Source organism: Pseudomonas sp. 15A4, assembly GCF_016925575.1.
Lineage (GTDB): Bacteria > Pseudomonadota > Gammaproteobacteria > Pseudomonadales > Pseudomonadaceae > Aquipseudomonas.
The window spans coordinates 618,663-637,343 of sequence record NZ_CP068986.1 but is presented as its reverse complement, the minus strand read 5'-3'; the positions used below and the strand labels follow the sequence as shown (position 1 = coordinate 637,343).

General features: G+C 58.5%; 15 protein-coding genes and 1 pseudogene. 13 read left to right on the top strand and 3 right to left on the bottom strand.

Going from position 1 to position 18,681, the window contains the following annotated elements:
* Nucleotides 1-9: 9 nt before the first annotated feature.
* Nucleotides 10-987, bottom strand: coding sequence for a taurine ABC transporter substrate-binding protein (gene tauA / locus JN403_RS02720; RefSeq protein ID WP_205485106.1), 978 nt, complete (start codon nucleotides 985-987; stop codon nucleotides 10-12).
* Nucleotides 988-1,783: 796 nt separating this feature from the next.
* Between tauA and JN403_RS02715 the strand changes: the two genes are divergently transcribed.
* The 6 genes from JN403_RS02715 to JN403_RS02690 all read left to right on the top strand — a co-directional run bounded on the left by JN403_RS02715 (nucleotide 1,784) and on the right by JN403_RS02690 (nucleotide 7,182).
* Nucleotides 1,784-3,160, top strand: a complete 1,377-nt coding sequence (locus JN403_RS02715) for an OprD family porin (protein WP_122534002.1) — start codon at nucleotides 1,784-1,786, stop codon at nucleotides 3,158-3,160.
* 142 nt (nucleotides 3,161-3,302) lie between these two features.
* Nucleotides 3,303-3,941, top strand: a complete 639-nt coding sequence (locus JN403_RS02710; protein WP_205485105.1) for a peroxiredoxin — start codon at nucleotides 3,303-3,305, stop codon at nucleotides 3,939-3,941.
* Nucleotides 3,942-4,329: 388 nt separating this feature from the next.
* Entirely contained in the window at nucleotides 4,330-5,295 is a 966-nt protein-coding gene (locus JN403_RS02705) for a sulfonate ABC transporter substrate-binding protein (RefSeq protein WP_205485102.1), read from the top strand.
* 26 nt (nucleotides 5,296-5,321) lie between these two features.
* Nucleotides 5,322-6,110 carry an aliphatic sulfonate ABC transporter permease SsuC gene (gene ssuC / locus JN403_RS02700; protein WP_205485094.1) on the top strand — a complete coding sequence of 263 codons (789 nt, stop codon included), beginning with the start codon at nucleotides 5,322-5,324 and terminating at the stop codon, nucleotides 6,108-6,110.
* Nucleotides 6,107-6,916, top strand: a complete 810-nt coding sequence (gene ssuB / locus JN403_RS02695) for an aliphatic sulfonates ABC transporter ATP-binding protein (protein ID WP_122622883.1) — start codon at nucleotides 6,107-6,109, stop codon at nucleotides 6,914-6,916. The genes ssuC and ssuB overlap by 4 nt, the downstream gene beginning before the upstream one ends.
* 50 nt (nucleotides 6,917-6,966) lie before the next feature.
* Nucleotides 6,967-7,182 (top strand): TOBE domain-containing protein, encoded by a 216-nt coding sequence (locus JN403_RS02690; protein WP_037016233.1) that lies wholly within the window; start codon nucleotides 6,967-6,969, stop codon nucleotides 7,180-7,182.
* 240 nt (nucleotides 7,183-7,422) lie between these two features.
* Here the strand turns inward: JN403_RS02690 and JN403_RS02685 are convergent, their stop codons facing one another.
* Together JN403_RS02685 and JN403_RS02680 are read right to left on the bottom strand one after the other, a co-directional pair.
* The gene (locus JN403_RS02685) at nucleotides 7,423-8,061 is read right to left on the bottom strand and encodes a TetR/AcrR family transcriptional regulator (RefSeq protein ID WP_122533998.1); all 639 of its coding nucleotides are present in this window, start codon (nucleotides 8,059-8,061) and stop codon (nucleotides 7,423-7,425) included.
* A gap of 157 nt (nucleotides 8,062-8,218) precedes the next feature.
* The gene (locus tag JN403_RS02680; RefSeq protein ID WP_065987362.1) at nucleotides 8,219-9,595 is read right to left on the bottom strand and encodes a glutamine synthetase family protein; all 1,377 of its coding nucleotides are present in this window, start codon (nucleotides 9,593-9,595) and stop codon (nucleotides 8,219-8,221) included.
* Nucleotides 9,596-10,244: 649 nt separating this feature from the next.
* Between JN403_RS02680 and JN403_RS02675 the strand changes: the two genes are divergently transcribed.
* The 7 genes and pseudogenes from JN403_RS02675 to JN403_RS02645 all read left to right on the top strand — a co-directional run bounded on the left by JN403_RS02675 (nucleotide 10,245) and on the right by JN403_RS02645 (nucleotide 18,581).
* Nucleotides 10,245-11,603, top strand: coding sequence for a glutamine synthetase family protein (locus JN403_RS02675; protein ID WP_037016227.1), 1,359 nt, complete (start codon nucleotides 10,245-10,247; stop codon nucleotides 11,601-11,603).
* 92 nt (nucleotides 11,604-11,695) lie between these two features.
* Nucleotides 11,696-13,060, top strand: a complete 1,365-nt coding sequence (locus tag JN403_RS02670) for an aspartate aminotransferase family protein (RefSeq protein ID WP_205485092.1) — start codon at nucleotides 11,696-11,698, stop codon at nucleotides 13,058-13,060.
* A gap of 72 nt (nucleotides 13,061-13,132) precedes the next feature.
* Nucleotides 13,133-14,230 (top strand): polyamine ABC transporter substrate-binding protein, encoded by a 1,098-nt coding sequence (locus JN403_RS02665; RefSeq protein WP_122533996.1) that lies wholly within the window; start codon nucleotides 13,133-13,135, stop codon nucleotides 14,228-14,230.
* A 254-nt stretch (nucleotides 14,231-14,484) separates the two neighbouring features.
* Nucleotides 14,485-15,578, top strand: a pseudogene (locus JN403_RS02660) (polyamine ABC transporter substrate-binding protein).
* A gap of 56 nt (nucleotides 15,579-15,634) precedes the next feature.
* Entirely contained in the window at nucleotides 15,635-16,777 is a 1,143-nt protein-coding gene (gene potA / locus JN403_RS02655) for a polyamine ABC transporter ATP-binding protein (RefSeq protein ID WP_074889771.1), read from the top strand.
* On the top strand, nucleotides 16,774-17,694 hold the full coding sequence (locus JN403_RS02650; protein WP_037016213.1) for an ABC transporter permease subunit: 921 nt from the start codon (nucleotides 16,774-16,776) through the stop codon (nucleotides 17,692-17,694). The genes potA and JN403_RS02650 overlap by 4 nt, the downstream gene beginning before the upstream one ends.
* Entirely contained in the window at nucleotides 17,691-18,581 is an 891-nt protein-coding gene (locus JN403_RS02645) for an ABC transporter permease subunit (protein ID WP_122622881.1), read from the top strand. The genes JN403_RS02650 and JN403_RS02645 overlap by 4 nt, the downstream gene beginning before the upstream one ends.
* Nucleotides 18,582-18,681 lie beyond the last annotated feature (100 nt).

Sequence of the window (18,681 nt, the reverse complement as noted above, 5' to 3'; positions counted from 1 at the left end):
CGTTTTCGTTTACGGGGTGACGAACTTCGCGCTCACGTAAGGGGTGTAATCAGCTAGCACTGCGTCGACCTTGCCCTGTTCCTTGAGGAACGCGGCGGTCTTGGTGATGGCGTCGGTGGTCGGCGCGCCCAGTTCGGTCACCTGGTCAGCCGCCAGCGGGTAGACGTTGCCCTGCAACAGGCCGGGGATGTCGCCAGGTTTGGCGCCGGATAGCTTCACCAGCTTGTCGACGTTGCTGGCGTCCGCCAGCCAGGCTGCTGGATCCTTGCGGTAGGCGGCATAGGCGTCGAGTGTGGTCTTGGCGAAGGCTTTGACGACTTCCGGGTGTTTGTCAGCGAAGTCCTTGCGCACGATCCACGCATCAAAGGTCGGTGCGCCGACTTTCGCCAGCTCGCCCGACGTGATCAGCACTTTGCCTGTCTCCTTGGCCACGCCGAGCGCCGGGTCCCAGACGTAAGTGGCGTCGATGTCGCCGCGCTTCCACGCCGCCGCAATCGCTGGTGGGGCGAGATTGAGGATGGTCACTTTCGCCGGATCAATCTTCCAGTACTTCAGGGCCGCGAGCAGGCTGTAGTGGCCCGTGGATACGAACGGCACGGCGATTTTCTTCCCGATCAGATCCTGGGGGCCGTTGATGCCGGAGCCATTACGCGCAACCAGCGCCTCGGCAGCGCCGATCTGGGTGGCGATCAGAAAGGTCTCCACCGGTACTTTGCGCGTTGCCGCCGCAGTGAGAGGACTGGAGCCGAGATAGCCGATCTGTACATCACCGGACGCGATCGCCGTGATCACGTCCGCGCCGTTATCGAATTTGCGCCATGAAATCTTCGAGTCTGTCGCCTTTTCATAGGCGCCATCGGCCTGAGCGACTTTTGCCGGGTCCACGGTGGTCTGGTAGGCGACGGTAAAATCGGCGGCTTGGGCGAAGAGCACTGAGCCGGCCAGGGACAAGGCCGCCAGAACGCGTAAAGGGTTGAGCAGTTTCATGGTGAGGCTCCGTGGAAAGGCACACCGCCTTCGAATGCCGCAGAGCGTAAATGATCTAAGAAAATCGAAATAAATAACCTTTTGGAATTTCCTTAGCGCTAATTTCCTTCTGCCCGTGCCCGACAGCCCCTAAAGCCCAGAACAAAAAGCACTGTTCCGCTAGACAGTTCATCTAAACGTCACAATTTGTAAATACGATCGCGACGCCCGCTAAACGATGTCTCCGCAGGGATGGCGCATTTTTAACAGGCTGATGTGGGATGACTGCACGGTTGAGGCGACGAGTTTAACGGGGGCTGTGTCGCGAATGAGCTTTTCGCCCTGCGTCGTTCGGAAACAGACGAAAGGCAGGGTGACAACTGCAATGAATGCGGCTAGCGGCGAAGAAATCTCATGTATTTCAGCAGGTTGGAGCGGCAATTCTCACCTGGTTTCGCAGGCCGACCGTGACTTGCCGGTCAAGTTCCTGTTGTACGACCCGCCCAAACCTATCGATCTGACGAACGGCACTGAAATATGTTTTGGGAATTAGGGATTAGGGCCGATACACTCCGCAACGGACGGCTGAAACGGCTTGTGACATATAACTGCTTGGCATAAAAGCAGGTCTTACAAGTCTTTTTAGGTTTAAAGGATCTACCTTACCTTGCAGCCAGCTGTAACGCGGTCTAGTCAATTAGTCTTGGGGCCATTGACTCGCCGAGTCAGGTCCGGCGCTAATCGCGCATCCTCGGTTTTGAGCCTTAGGCTCGGGCCCGGGAACTACAAAAATTAGATTCACGAGGAGCGATACACAATGAAGAAGTCCACCCTGGCCTTGGCCGTATACGCAGGTGTCTTGGCTACTCAGGCTGGTGCAGCCGGTTTCCTGGATGACAGCAAAGCGACACTCAGTTCCCGTACGTTGTACTTCGAACAAGATCCGCGTGAGAACCGTAACGCTAGCGGTACTCTCAAAGGTCAGGATCAGCGTCAGACCACCCAGGGTTTCCTGTTCAACTTCATCTCGGGCTACACCCCGGGTACCGTTGGTTTCGGTCTCGACGTTCAAGGCATGTACGGCATCAACTTGAGCGGTGGTATCGACAACCGCCTTCCAACTACCGCCAACAGCGTGTCTCCAACCAGCTCCGACGGTTCGCCAGTTGCTGACTGGGCCCGCGCTGGTGCCAACGCCAAGGTCAAGCTGTCGAAGACCGAGCTGAAAGTAGGTAACGCTTTGCAGCCAAACCTGCCGATCCTCGTATCGAACGATGGTCGTCTGCTGCCTCAGACCTTCGAGGGTGGCATCGTCACTTCCAAAGAAATCGATGGCCTGACTTTGACCGCCGGTAAGCTGACTCAGGCTGCGGGTCGTGCGTCCAGCAACTACGCTGATATGTCCCTGAACGCTGGTACCGAAGGCTCCAACAACTTCCAGTTCGCTGGCGGTGATTACAAAGTCACCAAAGACCTGACCGTTCAGTACTACTACGCCAACCTGGAAGATTATTACAAGCAGCAGTTCCTCGGCCTGGTACACGTCCTGCCAATCGCTGAAGACCAGTCGTTCAAGACCGACCTGCGCTACTTCCACAGCACCTCCGATGGCAAGAACGGCCAAACTGTCAACACCGGTTACAAGTTCAACAACGGCTACAGTGACAACGGCGAAGTCGACAACAACACCTGGACTGCAATGTTCACCTACACCTTGGGTGGCAACGCATTCCTGTTGGGCTACCAGTCTGTCAGTGACAGCGGCGCCATGCCAATCATGAACAACGGTAGCGTCACCCGCAATGGCTCGGCCAGCGGTCGTAACGAAGGTGAGGGTGGTAACAGCGTTTACCTGTTCACTGACAGCATGATCACCAACTTCACCCGCACCGGTGAGAAGACCAAGTTCGGCCAGTACTCGTACGACTTCGCACGTTTGGGCGTGCCTGGTCTGAAAGCTGCGATTGCTTACCTGCATGGCGATCAGATCCGTCTGCAAAGCGCATCGCTGGGTCGGGGTTCGGAGTGGGAACGTGACATGCGTATCGACTACGTGTTCCAAGAAGGCCTCATGAAGGGCTTCGGTGTGACGCTGCGTCGCGCCAACCTGCGTTCTGATTCCGATTTGTACGCTAGCCAGCAAGACACCGACCAGACCCGTCTGGTCCTCAACTACACCTACGCGTTCAAGTAAGCGTAATGTGTTGAAAAGAGCCCCGCTTCGGCGGGGCTTTTTTATGCCTGAAACAATGCCATTCAGCACGAATCGTTCCTTTTGCTTTCAGATGCTGGCATGCACAGTAAACCGATGAATCATCACCAAGGAGCACCAACGTATGGGCCTTAAACTCGGCGACATCGCACCCGACTTCGAACAGGACTCCAGCGAAGGACCGATCAGGTTTCACGAATGGCTGGGTGGCAAATGGGCGGTGTTGTTCTCACACCCCGCCGACTTCACGCCTGTCTGCACCACCGAACTGGGCTTCACCGCAAAACTGAAAGACGAATTCGACAAGCGCAACGTCAAGGCGATTGCCCTGTCCGTGGACTCGGCTGAATCCCACACCAAGTGGATCGGCGACATCAACACCACTCAGAACACCCTTGTGAACTTCCCGATCCTGGCGGACGAAGATCGCAAGGTTTCCGAGCTCTATGACCTGATTCACCCCAATGCCAGCGAAACCCTGACGGTCCGCTCGCTGTTCGTGATCGATCCGAACAAGAAGGTCCGCCTGACGATCACCTACCCGGCCAGCACTGGGCGTAACTTCCACGAGATCCTCCGGGTGATCGATTCCCTGCAGCTGACCGACAACTATAAAGTCGCGACGCCGGCGAACTGGAAGGATGGCGAAGACGTCGTCATCGTGCCGTCTATCAAGGATGAAGCGGAGATCAAGGAACGCTTCCCTAAAGGCTATAAAGCCGTCACGCCGTACCTGCGCCTGACGCCACAGCCGAACCGCTGATACACCCGCTTTGAGCAGCACGTGAGGGCCGATTTGTCGGCCCTTTTTTGTGCTGTAAGCGCCATCCACGAAGGAATTCCCACCTATGTGGGAGTGAGCTTGCTCACGAAGGGGCCGGGGCATGCAGCCACTTTCTGTGAAGAATGAAAGCCAGTCTTCGCGAGCAACCCCGCTCCCACAATTCCATTCGCACTCAGAGTACAAGCCACCTACGCATATTCCTTTTGGTGCTAACCAAATGAATAAATATGATTTTAGAGAATAACTATCCCCTGTTATGGTCTCTCCGTCCTGGCGAGATCGCCAGCCATGAATCCCTTTCTGCCTTACTGGTCCGCCATCGGACGAGCAGGTGCCACCTGATAGCTACACAGCAAAGGAGCGTGCCATGGGCACCGTTAATTTGCGTCGAGGCCTGGTCGCTCTGTTTGCGGCGGCGGTTTCCTTCGGCGCCCTTACTCAGGCCCAGGCCGATACCTTGCGCATCGGTTACCAGAAATACGGCACGCTGGTGCTGCTCAAGGCAAAAGGCTCGCTCGAGAAAAAGCTCGCCGATCAAGGGGTGCAGGTCCAGTGGACCGAATTTCCCGGTGGCCCGCAATTGCTCGAAGGCCTGAACGTGGGCTCGATCGACTTTGGTGTGACGGGCGAAACCCCACCCGTGTTCGCCCAGGCCGCGGGCGCTGATCTCGTGTACGTCGCCTCCGAACCGCCTGCGCCCACCAGCGAAGCGATTCTGGTGCCCAAGGACTCGTCGATTAGCTCGGTCAAAGACCTCAAAGGCAAGAAAGTCGTCCTCAACAAAGGCTCCAATGTCCATTACCTGCTGGTCCGCGCGCTGGAAGACGCCGGTCTTAAGTACACCGACATCCAAACCGTATTCCTGCCGCCCGCCGATGCCCGTGCAGCCTTCGAGCGCGGGAGCGTCGATGCCTGGGTGATCTGGGATCCGTACCAGGCCGCCGCCGAGCAGCAGCTGCAGGCCAAAACCCTGCGCGACGGAACAGGCATCGTCGACAATAACCAGTTCTACCTGGCGACCAAACCCTATGCGCAGCAGCATCCCAAGGTGATCCAGACCCTGGTTGAAGAAGTGCGCGCCGTCGGCGAATGGTCCAAGGCCAACCCGGAGGAAGTGACTAAGCAGGTCGCGCCGCTGCTCGGCCTGCCGGAAGACATTACCCGCACGGCGGTGAAACGTCAGGGCTACGGCGCCTCGTTCATCACGCCCGAAACCGTAGCCGCCCAACAGAAAATCGCCGACACCTTCTACCAGCTCAAGCTGATCCCTAAACCGTTGCGCATCGCTAATGTGATCTGGACGCCACCCGCTGCTGTCGCGAAAGCCCAGTAAGCCCGGCATTGGAAGGAGACAACTCCATGAGCGTGGAAAGAATCACCCACAGACTGGCGCCCTGGTTGCTACCGGTCCTGCTGTTGGCGATATGGCAACTGGCGGTCAGCGCAGGCTGGCTGTCTACCCGCATTCTGCCAGCCCCGAGCGCAGTGATTGAGGCCGGCGTCACGGTGGTGCGCAGCGGCGAAATCTGGACCCATCTGGCAATCAGTGGCTGGCGTGCCGGGATCGGCTTCGCCATCGGTGGAGGGATCGGCCTGGCGCTCGGCTTCATCACCGGGCTGTCGAAATGGGGCGAACGCCTGCTCGACAGCTCTGTGCAGATGATCCGCAACGTCCCGCACCTGGCGCTGATTCCGCTGGTCATCCTGTGGTTCGGCATCGACGAGACCGCGAAGATATTTCTGGTCGCGCTGGGCACGCTGTTCCCGATTTACCTGAACACGTATCACGGCATTCGCAATATCGATCCGGCGCTGGTGGAAATGTCCCGCAGCTACGGTTTGAGCGGCTTCGGGCTGTTCCGGCACGTGATTCTGCCGGGCGCGATGCCATCGATTCTGGTCGGCGTGCGGTTTGCGCTGGGCTTTATGTGGTTGACGCTGATCGTTGCGGAAACCATCTCGGCCAGCTCCGGCATCGGGTATCTGGCGATGAATGCTCGGGAGTTTCTGCAGACCGACGTCGTGGTACTGGCGATCGTCCTCTACGCCGTACTCGGCAAACTGGCAGACCTCGCGGCGCGTGGTCTGGAACGGGTCTGCCTGCGTTGGCACCCGGCGTATCAAGTGGCTAAAGGTGGCGCGCAATGAGCAATCTCCAACAACCGGCAAACCTCTTGCGCGGGATCCCCTTGCAGGTCCGCAAGCTGAAGAAGACCTTCGGCTCGCGGGAAGTCTTGAAAGATATCGATCTGCACATCCCGGCCGGCCAGTTCGTGGCGGTCGTGGGCCGAAGCGGCTGCGGCAAGAGCACGTTACTGCGCCTGCTGGCGGGCCTCGATCAGCCGTCGAGCGGCCAACTGCTTGCCGGTAACGGCTCGCTGGCGGATGCGCGAGAAGACACGCGACTGATGTTCCAGGAAGCGCGTTTGCTGCCCTGGAAAAAGATCATCGACAACGTCGGCCTTGGCCTCAGCGGCGACTGGCGTGGCAAAGCGTTGGAAGCGCTGGAATCCGTGGGCCTGGCCGAGCGCGCCAATGAATGGCCGGCGGCATTATCAGGTGGTCAGAAACAACGCGTGGCGCTGGCGCGTGCGCTGATTCACCAGCCGCGCCTGTTGCTGCTCGACGAGCCCCTTGGCGCGCTGGATGCCTTGACCCGAATCGAGATGCAGCAGCTGATCGAGAACCTGTGGAAGAAGCACGGCTTCACCGTATTGCTGGTAACCCACGACGTCAGCGAGGCAGTCGCTATTGCCGACCGAGTCTTGCTGATCGAAGAGGGCCGTATCGGGCTTGATCTACAGGTGGATCTGGCCCGTCCGAGGGCGCGGGGCTCCTACCAACTCGCCGCGCTGGAAACCGAAGTGCTCAATCGCGTGTTGTCGCTGCCAGGCAACCCGCCCGACCCCGAACCGACTTCACCGCTGCCCACGCAACTGCGCTGGGCCAACTAACTCCAGAGGCAATCTTGCCCCGGAGCTGATCTCACTAAGGAAGCCTTACCATGACTATCAAAGCCATCAACGTGCGTAACCAGTTCAAAGGCACCATCAAGGAAATCGTCACCGGCGACGTGCTGTCCGAGATCGATGTGCAGACCGCATCGGGTGTCGTCACTTCCGTTATCACCACCCGCTCGGTGAAAGAGCTGGAATTGGTGGTTGGCAGCGAAGTGATCGCCTTCGTGAAATCGACCGAGGTGTCGATCGCCAAGTTGTGATCGATGCTGAATCGCAAGCGATCTCCCACAACTCCAGCGTCTGACTCGGGCTTCGGGCTGAGCGAGGACCTGTGGGAGTGAGCTTGCTCACGAATGCGGTGGGTCAGTAATAGTCAGGCTGTCTGACAGAATGCTTTCGCGAGCAAGCTCGCTCCCACAGGTTTAGCGTCTGACTCGGGCTTCGGGCTGGTCGAGGACTTGTGGGAGTGACCGGGGTGGCGCCCCCACAACTGACCTGCGTTATTGCTCGATTAACCGCTTCGGCAAATACGGCGGCAGGTACAACCCCAGATACGCATCAAACACACGCAACCCTTCCTCGGCCATGCGCGGGGTAATCGCGTGGTGCAATTGCACCGAGCGCGCGTACACCCGATCCGCAAGTTCCAGCGCCAGGGCAAACACCTCAACATCATCGGGCAGCGTCGGCAGTTGGAAATGCCGGGCGAACAGCTCATGCATGAGGTTGCCCAGTTCAATGTCGTGTTGACGATCCGCCTGAGTGACTTCGGTCAAACCGTGTTGGGCGAGGATCAACTGCCGCGCGGCAGCGTCGTCGCTGTAGATCGCGAGCATGCGCGATTCCACTACGTGGGACAGGTCACGCCACTGATTTAACTGATCATGATCGATGGGCTGCTGCAGGCTTTCGCGAAAGGCTTCGTGAACATCGGCCGTGAGCGCTTCGAGCAGCGCGGGAACGCTGGCGAAGAAGTGATAGACCGAGGAAGGCGGGATCTCGGCCCGTTCGGCGACGCTGTAGATGGAGAGGCTAGCCACGCCGTCCGAGGCCAGCAGCGCACGTGCGGCATCAAGGATTGAGTCGATCCGCGCCTGGCTGCGTGCACGAGGTTTGCGGGGTGGGGCAAGGCGGGTCATCAGTGCTCTCTCGGTCGGGGCCGCCGGCATTCTACAGTGGCAGCCGGGAGATTGCCTTCCCGGCTGAAGCCGGTCCCACAGGGTGTCCGCGCAGCTCATGAATGAAAAACGCCACCGGTTCTCTCGAAAAGGTGGCGTTTTCTGGACCTTGCAGCCATCAAACCGTGTGCAGATACCAGTTGTATTCAAGGTCGGAGATGGAGTGCTCGAACTCCTCCAGCTCACTTTCCTTGCACGCAACGAAAATATCGATGTACTTCGGATCGATGTACTTGGCCATGACTTCGCTGTCGTCCAGCTCGCGCAGTGCATCACGCAGGTTGTTCGGCAGGCTTTGCTCGTTCTGCTCGTAGGAGTTGCCTTCCACGGGCGGACCGGGCTCGATCTGGTTGGTCAGGCCGTGGTGAATGCCTGCCAGTACCGATGCCATCAGCAGATACGGGTTGGCATCCGCACCGGCAACCCGGTGCTCGATACGTACCGAATCGGCGGTACCGGTTGGTACGCGTACGGCCACGGTCCGGTTATCCAGACCCCAGCACGGCGAGTTCGGAACGTAGAACTGAGCACCAAACCGGCGGTACGAATTGACGTTCGGGCAAAGGAACGCCATCTGCGCGGGTAGGGTCTCGAGCACACCGCCGATCGCATGACGCAATGCGGCGTTCTGCTCGGGATCCTCACTGGTGAAGATGTTTTTGCCATCACGATCCAGGATCGAAATGTGCACGTGCAGACCGTTACCTGCCTGGCCCGGATAAGGCTTGGCCATGAAGGTGGTGTCCATCTCATGGTCGTAGGCGATGTTCTTGATCAGGCGTTTGAGCAGCACCGCGTAATCACAGGCTTTCAGCGCGTCGGCGGTGTGGTGCAGGTTCACTTCGAACTGCGCCGGGGCACTTTCCTTGACGATCGCGTCGGCGGGAATGCCTTGCTCTTTTGCGCCTTCCAGAATGTCCTGGAGGCAGTCGACGTACTCGTCCAGATCGTCGATCAGGTAGACCTGTGTCGAATGTGGACGTTTGCCAGAGATCGGCGAGCGCGGCGGTTGCGGACGACCGTTCACGTTTTCCTGATCGATCAGGTAGAACTCAAGCTCGAATGCAGCGCAGATGGTCAGGCCCATCTCGTCGAACTTGCTGACAACCTGGCGCAGCACTTCACGCGGATCCGCGAAGAAAGGCGTGCCTTCCAGCTCGTGCATGGTCATCAGGAGTTGTGCGGTAGGACGCTTCTGCCAGGGCTCATTGCAGAGAGTGTCGGGGATTGGATAGCAGATTCGGTCAGCGTCACCGATGTCCAGACCAAGACCGGTGCTTTCCACCGTCGAGCCGTTGATATCCAGTGCGAATAGGGAAGCTGGGAGGTTGATGCCTTTCTCGTAAACCTTATGAAGGCTGGTGCGTTCGATGCGCTTGCCGCGCACCACTCCATTCATATCTGCAATCAGAAGGTCAACGTATAGAACCTCAGGATGTTCCTTAAGGAACGCGTTCGCTTCGTTGAGCTGAACGGCACGCGGGGGTACCGACATGATGCAACACCTTTGTTGTTGAAAATATCAATCATCGAGCATTACGGGTTTCAGTCAATCCGAAAGGCCAGACGAAGTCAAGGGAGCCCTGTTTTGCCCTAAAAGGGCGCCGAAAAGCCATTTTCGCCGCACTTTAGGGCAAATGTTAGGCACCTAACGTAATGCAAACTGCGGGTTTGAGTAGGGCGTGTTTTATTTTTTACGGGCGTGTTGTGGAAAAAATGAACAACGCTAAGCTCGATTGCAACCCATAACAGCAATAATACCGGGGGTCTCATGTTTCGCCTTCCGCTGATCGGCCTCACCGCCTGCACTCAGCCATTCGGGCACCTGCTTTTCATACCTCACGCGTTCAGTGTAGCGGCCCAGCCAGGGCGCCGTGCACTGCCCATGCCTCTGCGTGGCTCCTCGACACCTTACTCTTTATCCACGCAGCGGTTCCAGCGGGCGCGTCTTTTGCTTCGGCTGTCGTACCCGGCCCCGGCTGTCTGCGGCATCTTCCGCCGCGCGTTTCGCACAAGCACGACTATCTTTGAGTCTTCCCGCATTTGGCGATGCCTTGATTCAAAATGCGGCACCGTAACGCCAGCGCTTCAAAGAACGCCTGACCGCCATGACGGCGACCAGGAATTAAAACCCTGAGGTATTTATGAGTACCAACCTCGACCAGCTCACCGATTGGTTGAAAGAACACAGGATTACCGAAGTCGAATGCATGATCGCCGACCTCACCGGTATCACGCGGGGCAAGATTTCACCGACCAACAAGTTCATCGCTGAAAAGGGCATGCGCTTGCCGGAAAGCGTACTGCTCCAGACCGTGACGGGCGATTACGTCGAAGACGATATCTACTACGAATTGCTGGACCCCGCAGACATCGACATGTTCTGCCGTCCTGACCAGAGCGCGGTGTTTCTGGTGCCCTGGGCCATCGAGCCGACTGCGCAGGTGATTCACGACACCTACGACAAGCAAGGCAACCCCATCGAGCTGTCCCCGCGCAACGTCCTCAAGAAAGTCCTAAAGCTCTATGCCGATCAAGGCTGGCAACCGATTGTTGCGCCGGAGATGGAGTTCTATCTGACCAAGCGCAGCGACGATCCCGATTACCCGCTGCAGCCACCAGTGGGGCGCTCAGGGCGTCCGGAAACCGGTCGTCAGTCGTTCTCCATTGAAGCCGCCAACGAATTCGACCCGCTGTTCGAAGACGTCTACGACTGGTGCGAACTGCAGAACCTCGACCTGGACACGCTGATTCACGAAGACGGCACCGCGCAGATGGAGATCAACTTCCGTCACGGTGACGCGCTTTCGCTGGCGGATCAGATTCTGGTGTTCAAGCGCACCATGCGCGAAGCCGCCCTCAAGCACGATGTGGCCGCGACCTTCATGGCCAAGCCCATGACCGGCGAGCCCGGCAGCGCCATGCACCTGCACCAGAGCATCATCGACATCGAGACCGGCAAGAACATCTTCTCCAATGAAGACGGCACGATGAGCCAGCTGTTCCTGCAACACATTGGTGGCCTGCAAAAGCTGATCCCCGAGCTGTTGCCGCTGTTCGCGCCCAACGTCAACTCGTTCCGCCGCTTCCTTCCGGACACCTCCGCGCCGGTTAACGTGGAGTGGGGCGAAGAAAACCGCACCGTTGGCCTGCGCGTACCGGATGCCGGTCCGCAGAACCGTCGCGTGGAAAACCGCCTGCCTGGCGCCGATGCCAACCCGTATCTGGCCATCGCCGCCAGCCTGTTGTGCGGTTTCATTGGCATGGTCGAGGGCCTGAACCCCAGTGCCCCTGTGGTCGGCCGTGGTTACGAGCGCCGCAACCTGCGCCTGCCGTTGACCATCGAAGACGCGCTGGAACGCATGGAAAACAGCAAGACGGTCGAAAAATACCTCGGCAAGAAATTCATCACCGGCTACGTCGCGGTCAAGCGCGCCGAGCACGAAAACTTCAAGCGTGTGATCAGTTCGTGGGAGCGGGAATTCCTGCTCTTTGCCGTCTGACGTCACGGGGCGTCGCCGAATCCTAGCCAGATCCGAGCGGATCACGAGCGAATCGACGGCGCCCCACACGCGATACCACAATGGAGTGATTCATGAGTTCCAACAACCCGCAAACCCGCGAATGGCAAGCCCTCAGCAGTGATCATCACCTGGCGCCGTTCAGCGATTTCAAGCAGTTGAAAGAGAAAGGCCCGCGCATCATCACCCACGCCAAGGGCGTTTATCTCTGGGACAGCGAAGGCAACAAGATCCTCGACGGCATGGCCGGGCTCTGGTGCGTCGCCATCGGTTATGGTCGTGAAGAACTGGCCGACGCTGCCAGCAAGCAGATGCGCGAGCTGCCTTACTACAACCTGTTCTTCCAGACCGCTCACCCGCCGGCACTTCAACTGGCCAAGGCCATTTCCGACATTGCCCCCGAGGGCATGAACCACGTGTTCTTCACCGGTTCAGGCTCCGAAGGCAACGACACGGTGCTGCGCCTGGTTCGCCATTACTGGGCGATCAAAGGCCAGCCAAGCAAGAAAGTCATCATCAGCCGCGTCAACGGTTACCACGGTTCGACCGTCGCTGGCGCAAGCCTGGGCGGCATGACCTACATGCACGAGCAGGGCGATTTGCCAATTCCGGGCATCGTGCACATTCCGCAGCCGTACTGGTTTGGTGAAGGCGGGGACATGACCCCCGACGAGTTCGGCGTCTGGGCGGCCGAACAGCTGGAGAAGAAGATTCTCGAACTGGGCGTAGACAACGTCGGCGCGTTTATTGCCGAGCCGATCCAGGGTGCTGGCGGCGTGATCGTGCCGCCGGATACCTACTGGCCGAAGATCAAGGAGATCCTCGCCAAGTACGACATCCTCTTTGTGGCCGATGAAGTGATCTGTGGTTTTGGCCGCACCGGTGAATGGTTCGGCAGTGATTACTACGACCTCAAGCCTGACCTCATGACCATTGCCAAGGGCCTGACCTCGGGCTACATACCCATGGGCGGCGTCATCGTGCGCGACGACGTGGTCAGGGTGCTGAACGAGGGCGGCGACTTCAACCACGGCTTTACCTACTCCGGTCACCCGGTGGCGGCAGCAGTGGGTATGGAGAACATTCGCATTCTGAGCGAAGAAAAAATCGTCGAACGGGTGAAGTCCGAAACGGCACCCTATTTGCAAAAGCGTCTGCGCGAGCTGAGCGATCACCCGCTGGTGGGTGAAGTGCGGGGCGTCGGCATGCTGGGCGCAATCGAACTGGTGAAAGACAAGGCCACTCGCGAGCGTTATGTCGGCAAGGGCGCAGGCATGATTTGCCGCACTTTTTGCTTTAACAATGGCCTGATCATGCGGGCCGTGGGCGACACCATGATCATCTCGCCGCCGCTGGTGATTACCTTCGCCGAGATCGACGAGTTGATTGAAAAGGCGCGCAAGTGCCTGGACCTGACGCTTGAGTCATTGCAAGGCTGAATTTTTACCGGGAAATTGCCAGACTGTCCGCCGTCTAGACGCCGCTTACATAAAAACACTGGAGCCGTACGAATGAAGAAATTTGGCAAAACCCTCCTGGCCTTGTCCCTCATGGGCGCAGTGGCCGCCGCTGCACAGGCCGATGACAAAGTCCTCCACGTCTATAACTGGTCCGATTACATCGCACCAAACACCATCGCCGACTTCGAGAAAGAGTCGGGCATCAAAGTGGTCTACGACGTGTTCGACAGCAACGAGACCCTGGAAGCCAAGCTGCTGGCGGGGAAATCGGGTTACGACATCGTCGTTCCGTCGAACAACTTTTTGGCCAAGCAGATCAAGGCCGGCGTCTACCAGGAGCTGGACAAGTCCAAGCTGCCAAATTACAAAAACCTCGACCCTGCGCTGTTGAAAGCCGTGTCGATCAGCGACCCGGACAACAAGCACGCATTCCCGTACATGTGGGGCTCGATCGGCATCGGCTACAACGCTGAAAAAGTCAAAGCCGCTTTGGGCGCTGATGCACCGGTCAACTCGTGGGACCTGCTGTTCAAGCCGGAAAACGCTGCCAAGCTGAAAGGCTGCGGGATCAGCTTCCTCGACTCGCCAACCGAAATGCTGCCAGTGGCGCTGCATTACCTGGGCCTGCCGACCGACACTCAGAAGAAAGAGGACATTCAGAAGGCCGAGGATCTGTTCAAGAAGATTCGTCCTTCGATCACCTACTTCCACTCGTCCAAGTACATCTCGGACCTGGCCAACGGCAACATCTGCGTAGCCGTGGGTTACTCGGGTGACATCTACCAGGCCAAGGCGCGCGCTGAGGAAGCGGGCGGCAAAGTCAAAGTCAGCTACAACATTCCGAAAGAAGGTGCAGGCAGCTTCTACGACATGGTCGCCATCCCGAAAGATGCCGAGAACGTCGAAGGCGCTTACAAGTTCATGAACTTCCTCCTGCAACCGAAGGTGATGGCTGAGATCACCAACTCCGTTCACTTCCCGAACGGCAACAAGGCGGCAACCGAGTTCGTCGACAAGGACATTACCTCTGACCCGGGCGTATACCCGCCAGCAGACGTTCTGGCCAAGTTGTACGCGATCGCCGACTTGCCGGCGGCGACTCAACGCTTGATGACCCGCAGCTGGACCAACATCAAATCGGGTAAATAAGCGTGACCGGGTGCGTCGTCCTGTACGGCGCACCTGTGGCAGTGAGCTTGCTCGCGAATGCGGTTTGCCTCAGCCGGATGCAGGACTGACACACCGCAATCGCGAGCAAGCTCACGCCCACACAATCGCGCGTCACAAAAAGTTTTTTTGCGAGAAGGGTTTATCGAAGGTAAGTTGCGCGCCGGATGGGTCACAGGCAGTCGTTACTGTCATCGGTACGGGCAACAGCCCACCTACTAAAAAGGACGGCACACGTGTCTATTTCTTTATTTTCAAAAGGCTTGCTGCTCGGCGCCGGGCTCACACTCGCTGCCGGTGCCTACGCGGATTCCACCGTTCGCATTTATAACTGGTCCGATTACATCGGCACCACGACGCTGGAGGACTTCACGTCCAGCACCGGGATCAAGACCAAGTACGACGTCTTCGACTCCAACGAAACCCTGGAAGGCAAGCTGCTGGCCGGCCACACCGGGTATGACGTGGTCGTGCCGTCCAACCACTTCCTGGGCAAACAGATCAAGGCCGGGGCGTTTCAGAAGCTTGATAAATCCCAGCTGCCCAATTATTCCAACCTTGACCCCGAACTGCTCAAGCGTCTGGAAAAAACGACCCGGGCAACCAGTACGCCGTGCCGTATCTGTGGGGCACCAACGGCATTGGCTATAACGTAGACAAGATCAAGGAAGTGCTGGGCGTCGACACCATCGACTCCTGGGCCACGCTGTTCGAGCCTGAAAACATCAAGAAGCTGCAGAAGTGCGGCGTCGCGTTCCTCGACTCGGCTGACGAAATGCTGCCCGCAGTCCTCAACTACATGGGCAAAAACCCGAACAGCACCGACGAGAAAGACTACAAAGCCGCTGAAGCCAAGCTGCTCAAAGTCCGTCCGTACGTGACCTATTTCAACTCGTCCAAATACATCACGGACCTGGCCAATGGCGACATCTGCATCGCGGCCGGTTTTTCCGGTGACGTTTTCCAGGCCAAGGCCCGTGCCGCAGAAGCCGGGAAGGGCGTCAAGATTGCCTACTCGATCCCGAAAGAGGGCGGCAACCTGTGGTTCGACATGCTCGCGATCCCTTCGGATGCGCCGGACGTGAAGGCCGCTCACGCGTTCATCAACTACGTCCTCAAGCCCGACGTCATCGCCAAGGTCAGTGACCAGGTCGGTTACGCCAACCCGAACCCGGCTTCGGGTGAGCTGATGGATCAGGAGATTCGCAACGATGAGGCGGTTTACCCCTCGAAGGAAATACAGGAGCGCCTGTACGTCAACTCCGAGCTGCCGCCGAAGATCCAGCGTGTGATGACGCGCAGCTGGACGAAGATCAAAACCGGTAAATAAAGACCTTGGCGCCCGGCCACATTGGCCGGGCGCAAAAACAGTTGGGAGTTTCACCCATGGCAGTTGCCTCCGGCGCCTACAAGAAATCCCTTGAGGGTGGTCAGCAACCGAAACAGGTGCTGGTCAAAATCGATCGGGTCACGAAGAAGTTCGATGAGACGATTGCTGTGGACGACGTGTCTCTGCAGATCAACAAGGGTGAAATCTTTGCCCTGCTCGGCGGCTCCGGCTCGGGGAAATCCACCTTGCTGCGCATGCTCGCCGGCTTTGAACGCCCGACCGAAGGGCGCATTTACCTCGACGGCGTCGACATCACCGACATGCCGCCGTACGAACGTCCGATCAACATGATGTTCCAGTCCTACGCGCTGTTTCCGCACATGACCGTGGCGGACAACATCGCCTTTGGCCTCAAGCAGGACAAGCTGCCCAAGGCCGAAGTCGAGGCCCGCGTGGCCGAGATGCTCAAGCTGGTGCAGATGACCCAGTACGCCAAGCGCAAGCCGCATCAGTTGTCCGGCGGTCAGCGTCAGCGTGTGGCCCTGGCGCGTTCGCTGGCGAAGAAACCGAAGCTGCTGTTGCTCGACGAACCCATGGGCGCACTGGATAAAAAGCTGCGCTCACAGATGCAGCTGGAACTGGTCGAAATCATTGAGCGCGTGGGCGTGACCTGCGTGATGGTGACCCACGACCAGGAAGAGGCCATGACCATGGCCGAGCGCATCGCGATCATGCACCTGGGCTGGATCGCGCAGATCGGCAGCCCGATCGATATCTACGAAACGCCCACCAGCCGTCTGGTCTGTGAATTCATCGGCAACGTCAACCTGTTCGACGGTGAGGTCATCGAAGACATGGAAGGCCACGCGCTGATCAGCAGCCCTGAGCTCGAACGCAAAATCTATGTCGGCCACGGCGTCACCACGTCGGTGGAAGACAAGCGGATTACCTATGCGCTGCGTCCTGAAAAGCTGCTGGTGACCACTGAGCAACCTTCGTTCGAACACAACTGGTCCCGGGGCAAAGTTCACGACATCGCCTATCTGGGCGGTCACTCGGTGTTCTACGTGAAACTGCCGTCGGGCAAGCTGGTGCAGTCGTTTGTCGCCAACGCCGAGCGTCAGGGCACACGACCGACCTGGGACGATGAAGTCTTCGTCTGGTGGGAAGACGACAGCGGCGTGGTATTGCGCTCATGAAAATCCGAAAAATAAAACGGGCTTTCAATCGAATAAAACCCACCGGGCGCCAGGCCGTTATTGGCGTGCCGTTCCTGTGGCTGTTCCTGTTTTTCGCGCTGCCGTTTCTGATCGTCATCAAGATCAGCTTCGCTGAAGCCGATGTAGCGATTCCGCCGTATACCGAGATCTTCACCTACGTCGAGCAGAAGCTCGACATAGTGCTCAACTTCGCCAACTACGCGCTGCTGACCAGTGACGATCTGTACATCTCGGCGTATCTCGGCTCGTTGAAGATGGCGTTCATCAGCACTGTGCTGTGCCTGTTGATCGGCTATCCGATGGCGTATGGCATCTCCATCGCCCGCAAAGAGATGCAGACGGTGCTGTTGCTGCTGATCATGATGCCGACCTGGACCGCGATCCTGATCCGCGTCTACGCGTGGATGGGCATCCTCAGTAACAACGGCCTGCTCAACGCTTTCCTTATGTGGCTGGGCGTGATCAGCGAGCCGTTGCAGATCCTCAACACCAACCTTGCCGTGTACATCGGCGTGGTCTATTCGTATTTGCCGTTCATGATCCTGCCGCTGTACGCGAACCTGGTGAAGCACGATCAAAGTCTGCTGGAAGCCGCGTCGGACCTGGGCTCGAGCACCTTCAACAGCTTCTGGAAAATCACCGTGCCGCTGTCCAAGAACGGCATCATCGCCGGCTGCATGCTGGTGTTCATTCCGGTGGTGGGCGAGTTCGTCATCCCGGAACTGCTCGGCGGCCCCGAGACGCTGATGATCGGTAAAGTGCTGTGGCAGGAATTCTTCAACAACCGTGACTGGCCGGTAGCGTCGTCGCTGGCGGTGGTGATGCTGTTGATCCTCATCGTGCCGATCATTCTGTTCAACCGCAGTCAGGCCAAAGAGCTGGAGGGCAAGGCATGAGAGGCTTCCGATTCTCGAACCTGATGTTGGTACTGGGCCTGATCTTCATCTATGCGCCCATGGTCATTCTGGTGATCTACTCGTTCAACGCCTCCAAGCTGGTGACGGTCTGGGGTGGCTGGTCGGTGAAGTGGTACGTCGGTCTGCTCGACAACACCCAGCTGATGAGCGCGGTCATGCGCTCGCTGGAAATCGCGCTGTATACGTCGATTGCGGCGGTGGCGCTGGGCACCATGGCGGCGTTCGTGCTGACGCGCATCACCCGGTTCAAGGGCAAGACCTTCTTCGGCGGTCTGGTCACCGCGCCGCTGGTGATGCCGGAAGTGATCACCGGCCTGTCGCTGCTGCTGCTGTTCGTGGCGATGGCGCAGTTGCTCGGCTGGCCCGAGGAGCGCGGCATTGTCACCATCTGGATCGCTCACACGACGTTCTGTGCGGCGTATGTGGCGGTGGTGGTGTCGGCGCGTCTGCGTGAGCTGGACATGTCCATCGAAGAGGCGGCAATGGACCTGGGTGCGCGGCCGTGGAAGGTGTTCTTCCTGATCACCATCCCGATGATCGCGCCATCGCTGGCGGCGGGGGCGATGATGTCCTTCGCGCTGTCGCTGGACGATCTGGTGCTGGCGAGCTTCGTCTCCGGCCCGGGGTCGACCACCCTGCCGATGGAAGTGTTCTCGGCGGTGCGCCTGGGCGTGAAGCCTGAGATCAACGCGATTGCCAGTTTGATCCTGCTGGCGGTGTCGATTGCGACCTTCCTGGTCTGGTTCTTCAGCCGCCGAGCGGAAAACAACCGCAAGCGCGCGATCCAGCAAGCCATCGAAGAAGCCGCTGCAGATGGTTGGAAACAGCCGGACCTGCGCCGTGCGAAGGTGGTCGAATCGGTTTGATCTCGTAGGACCGGCTTCAGCCGGGAAGAGGCCGGTGTGTGCGCTGTAGATTCTACGGTGCAGCGCTTAACGCCTTCCCGGCTAAAGCCGGTCCCACAGG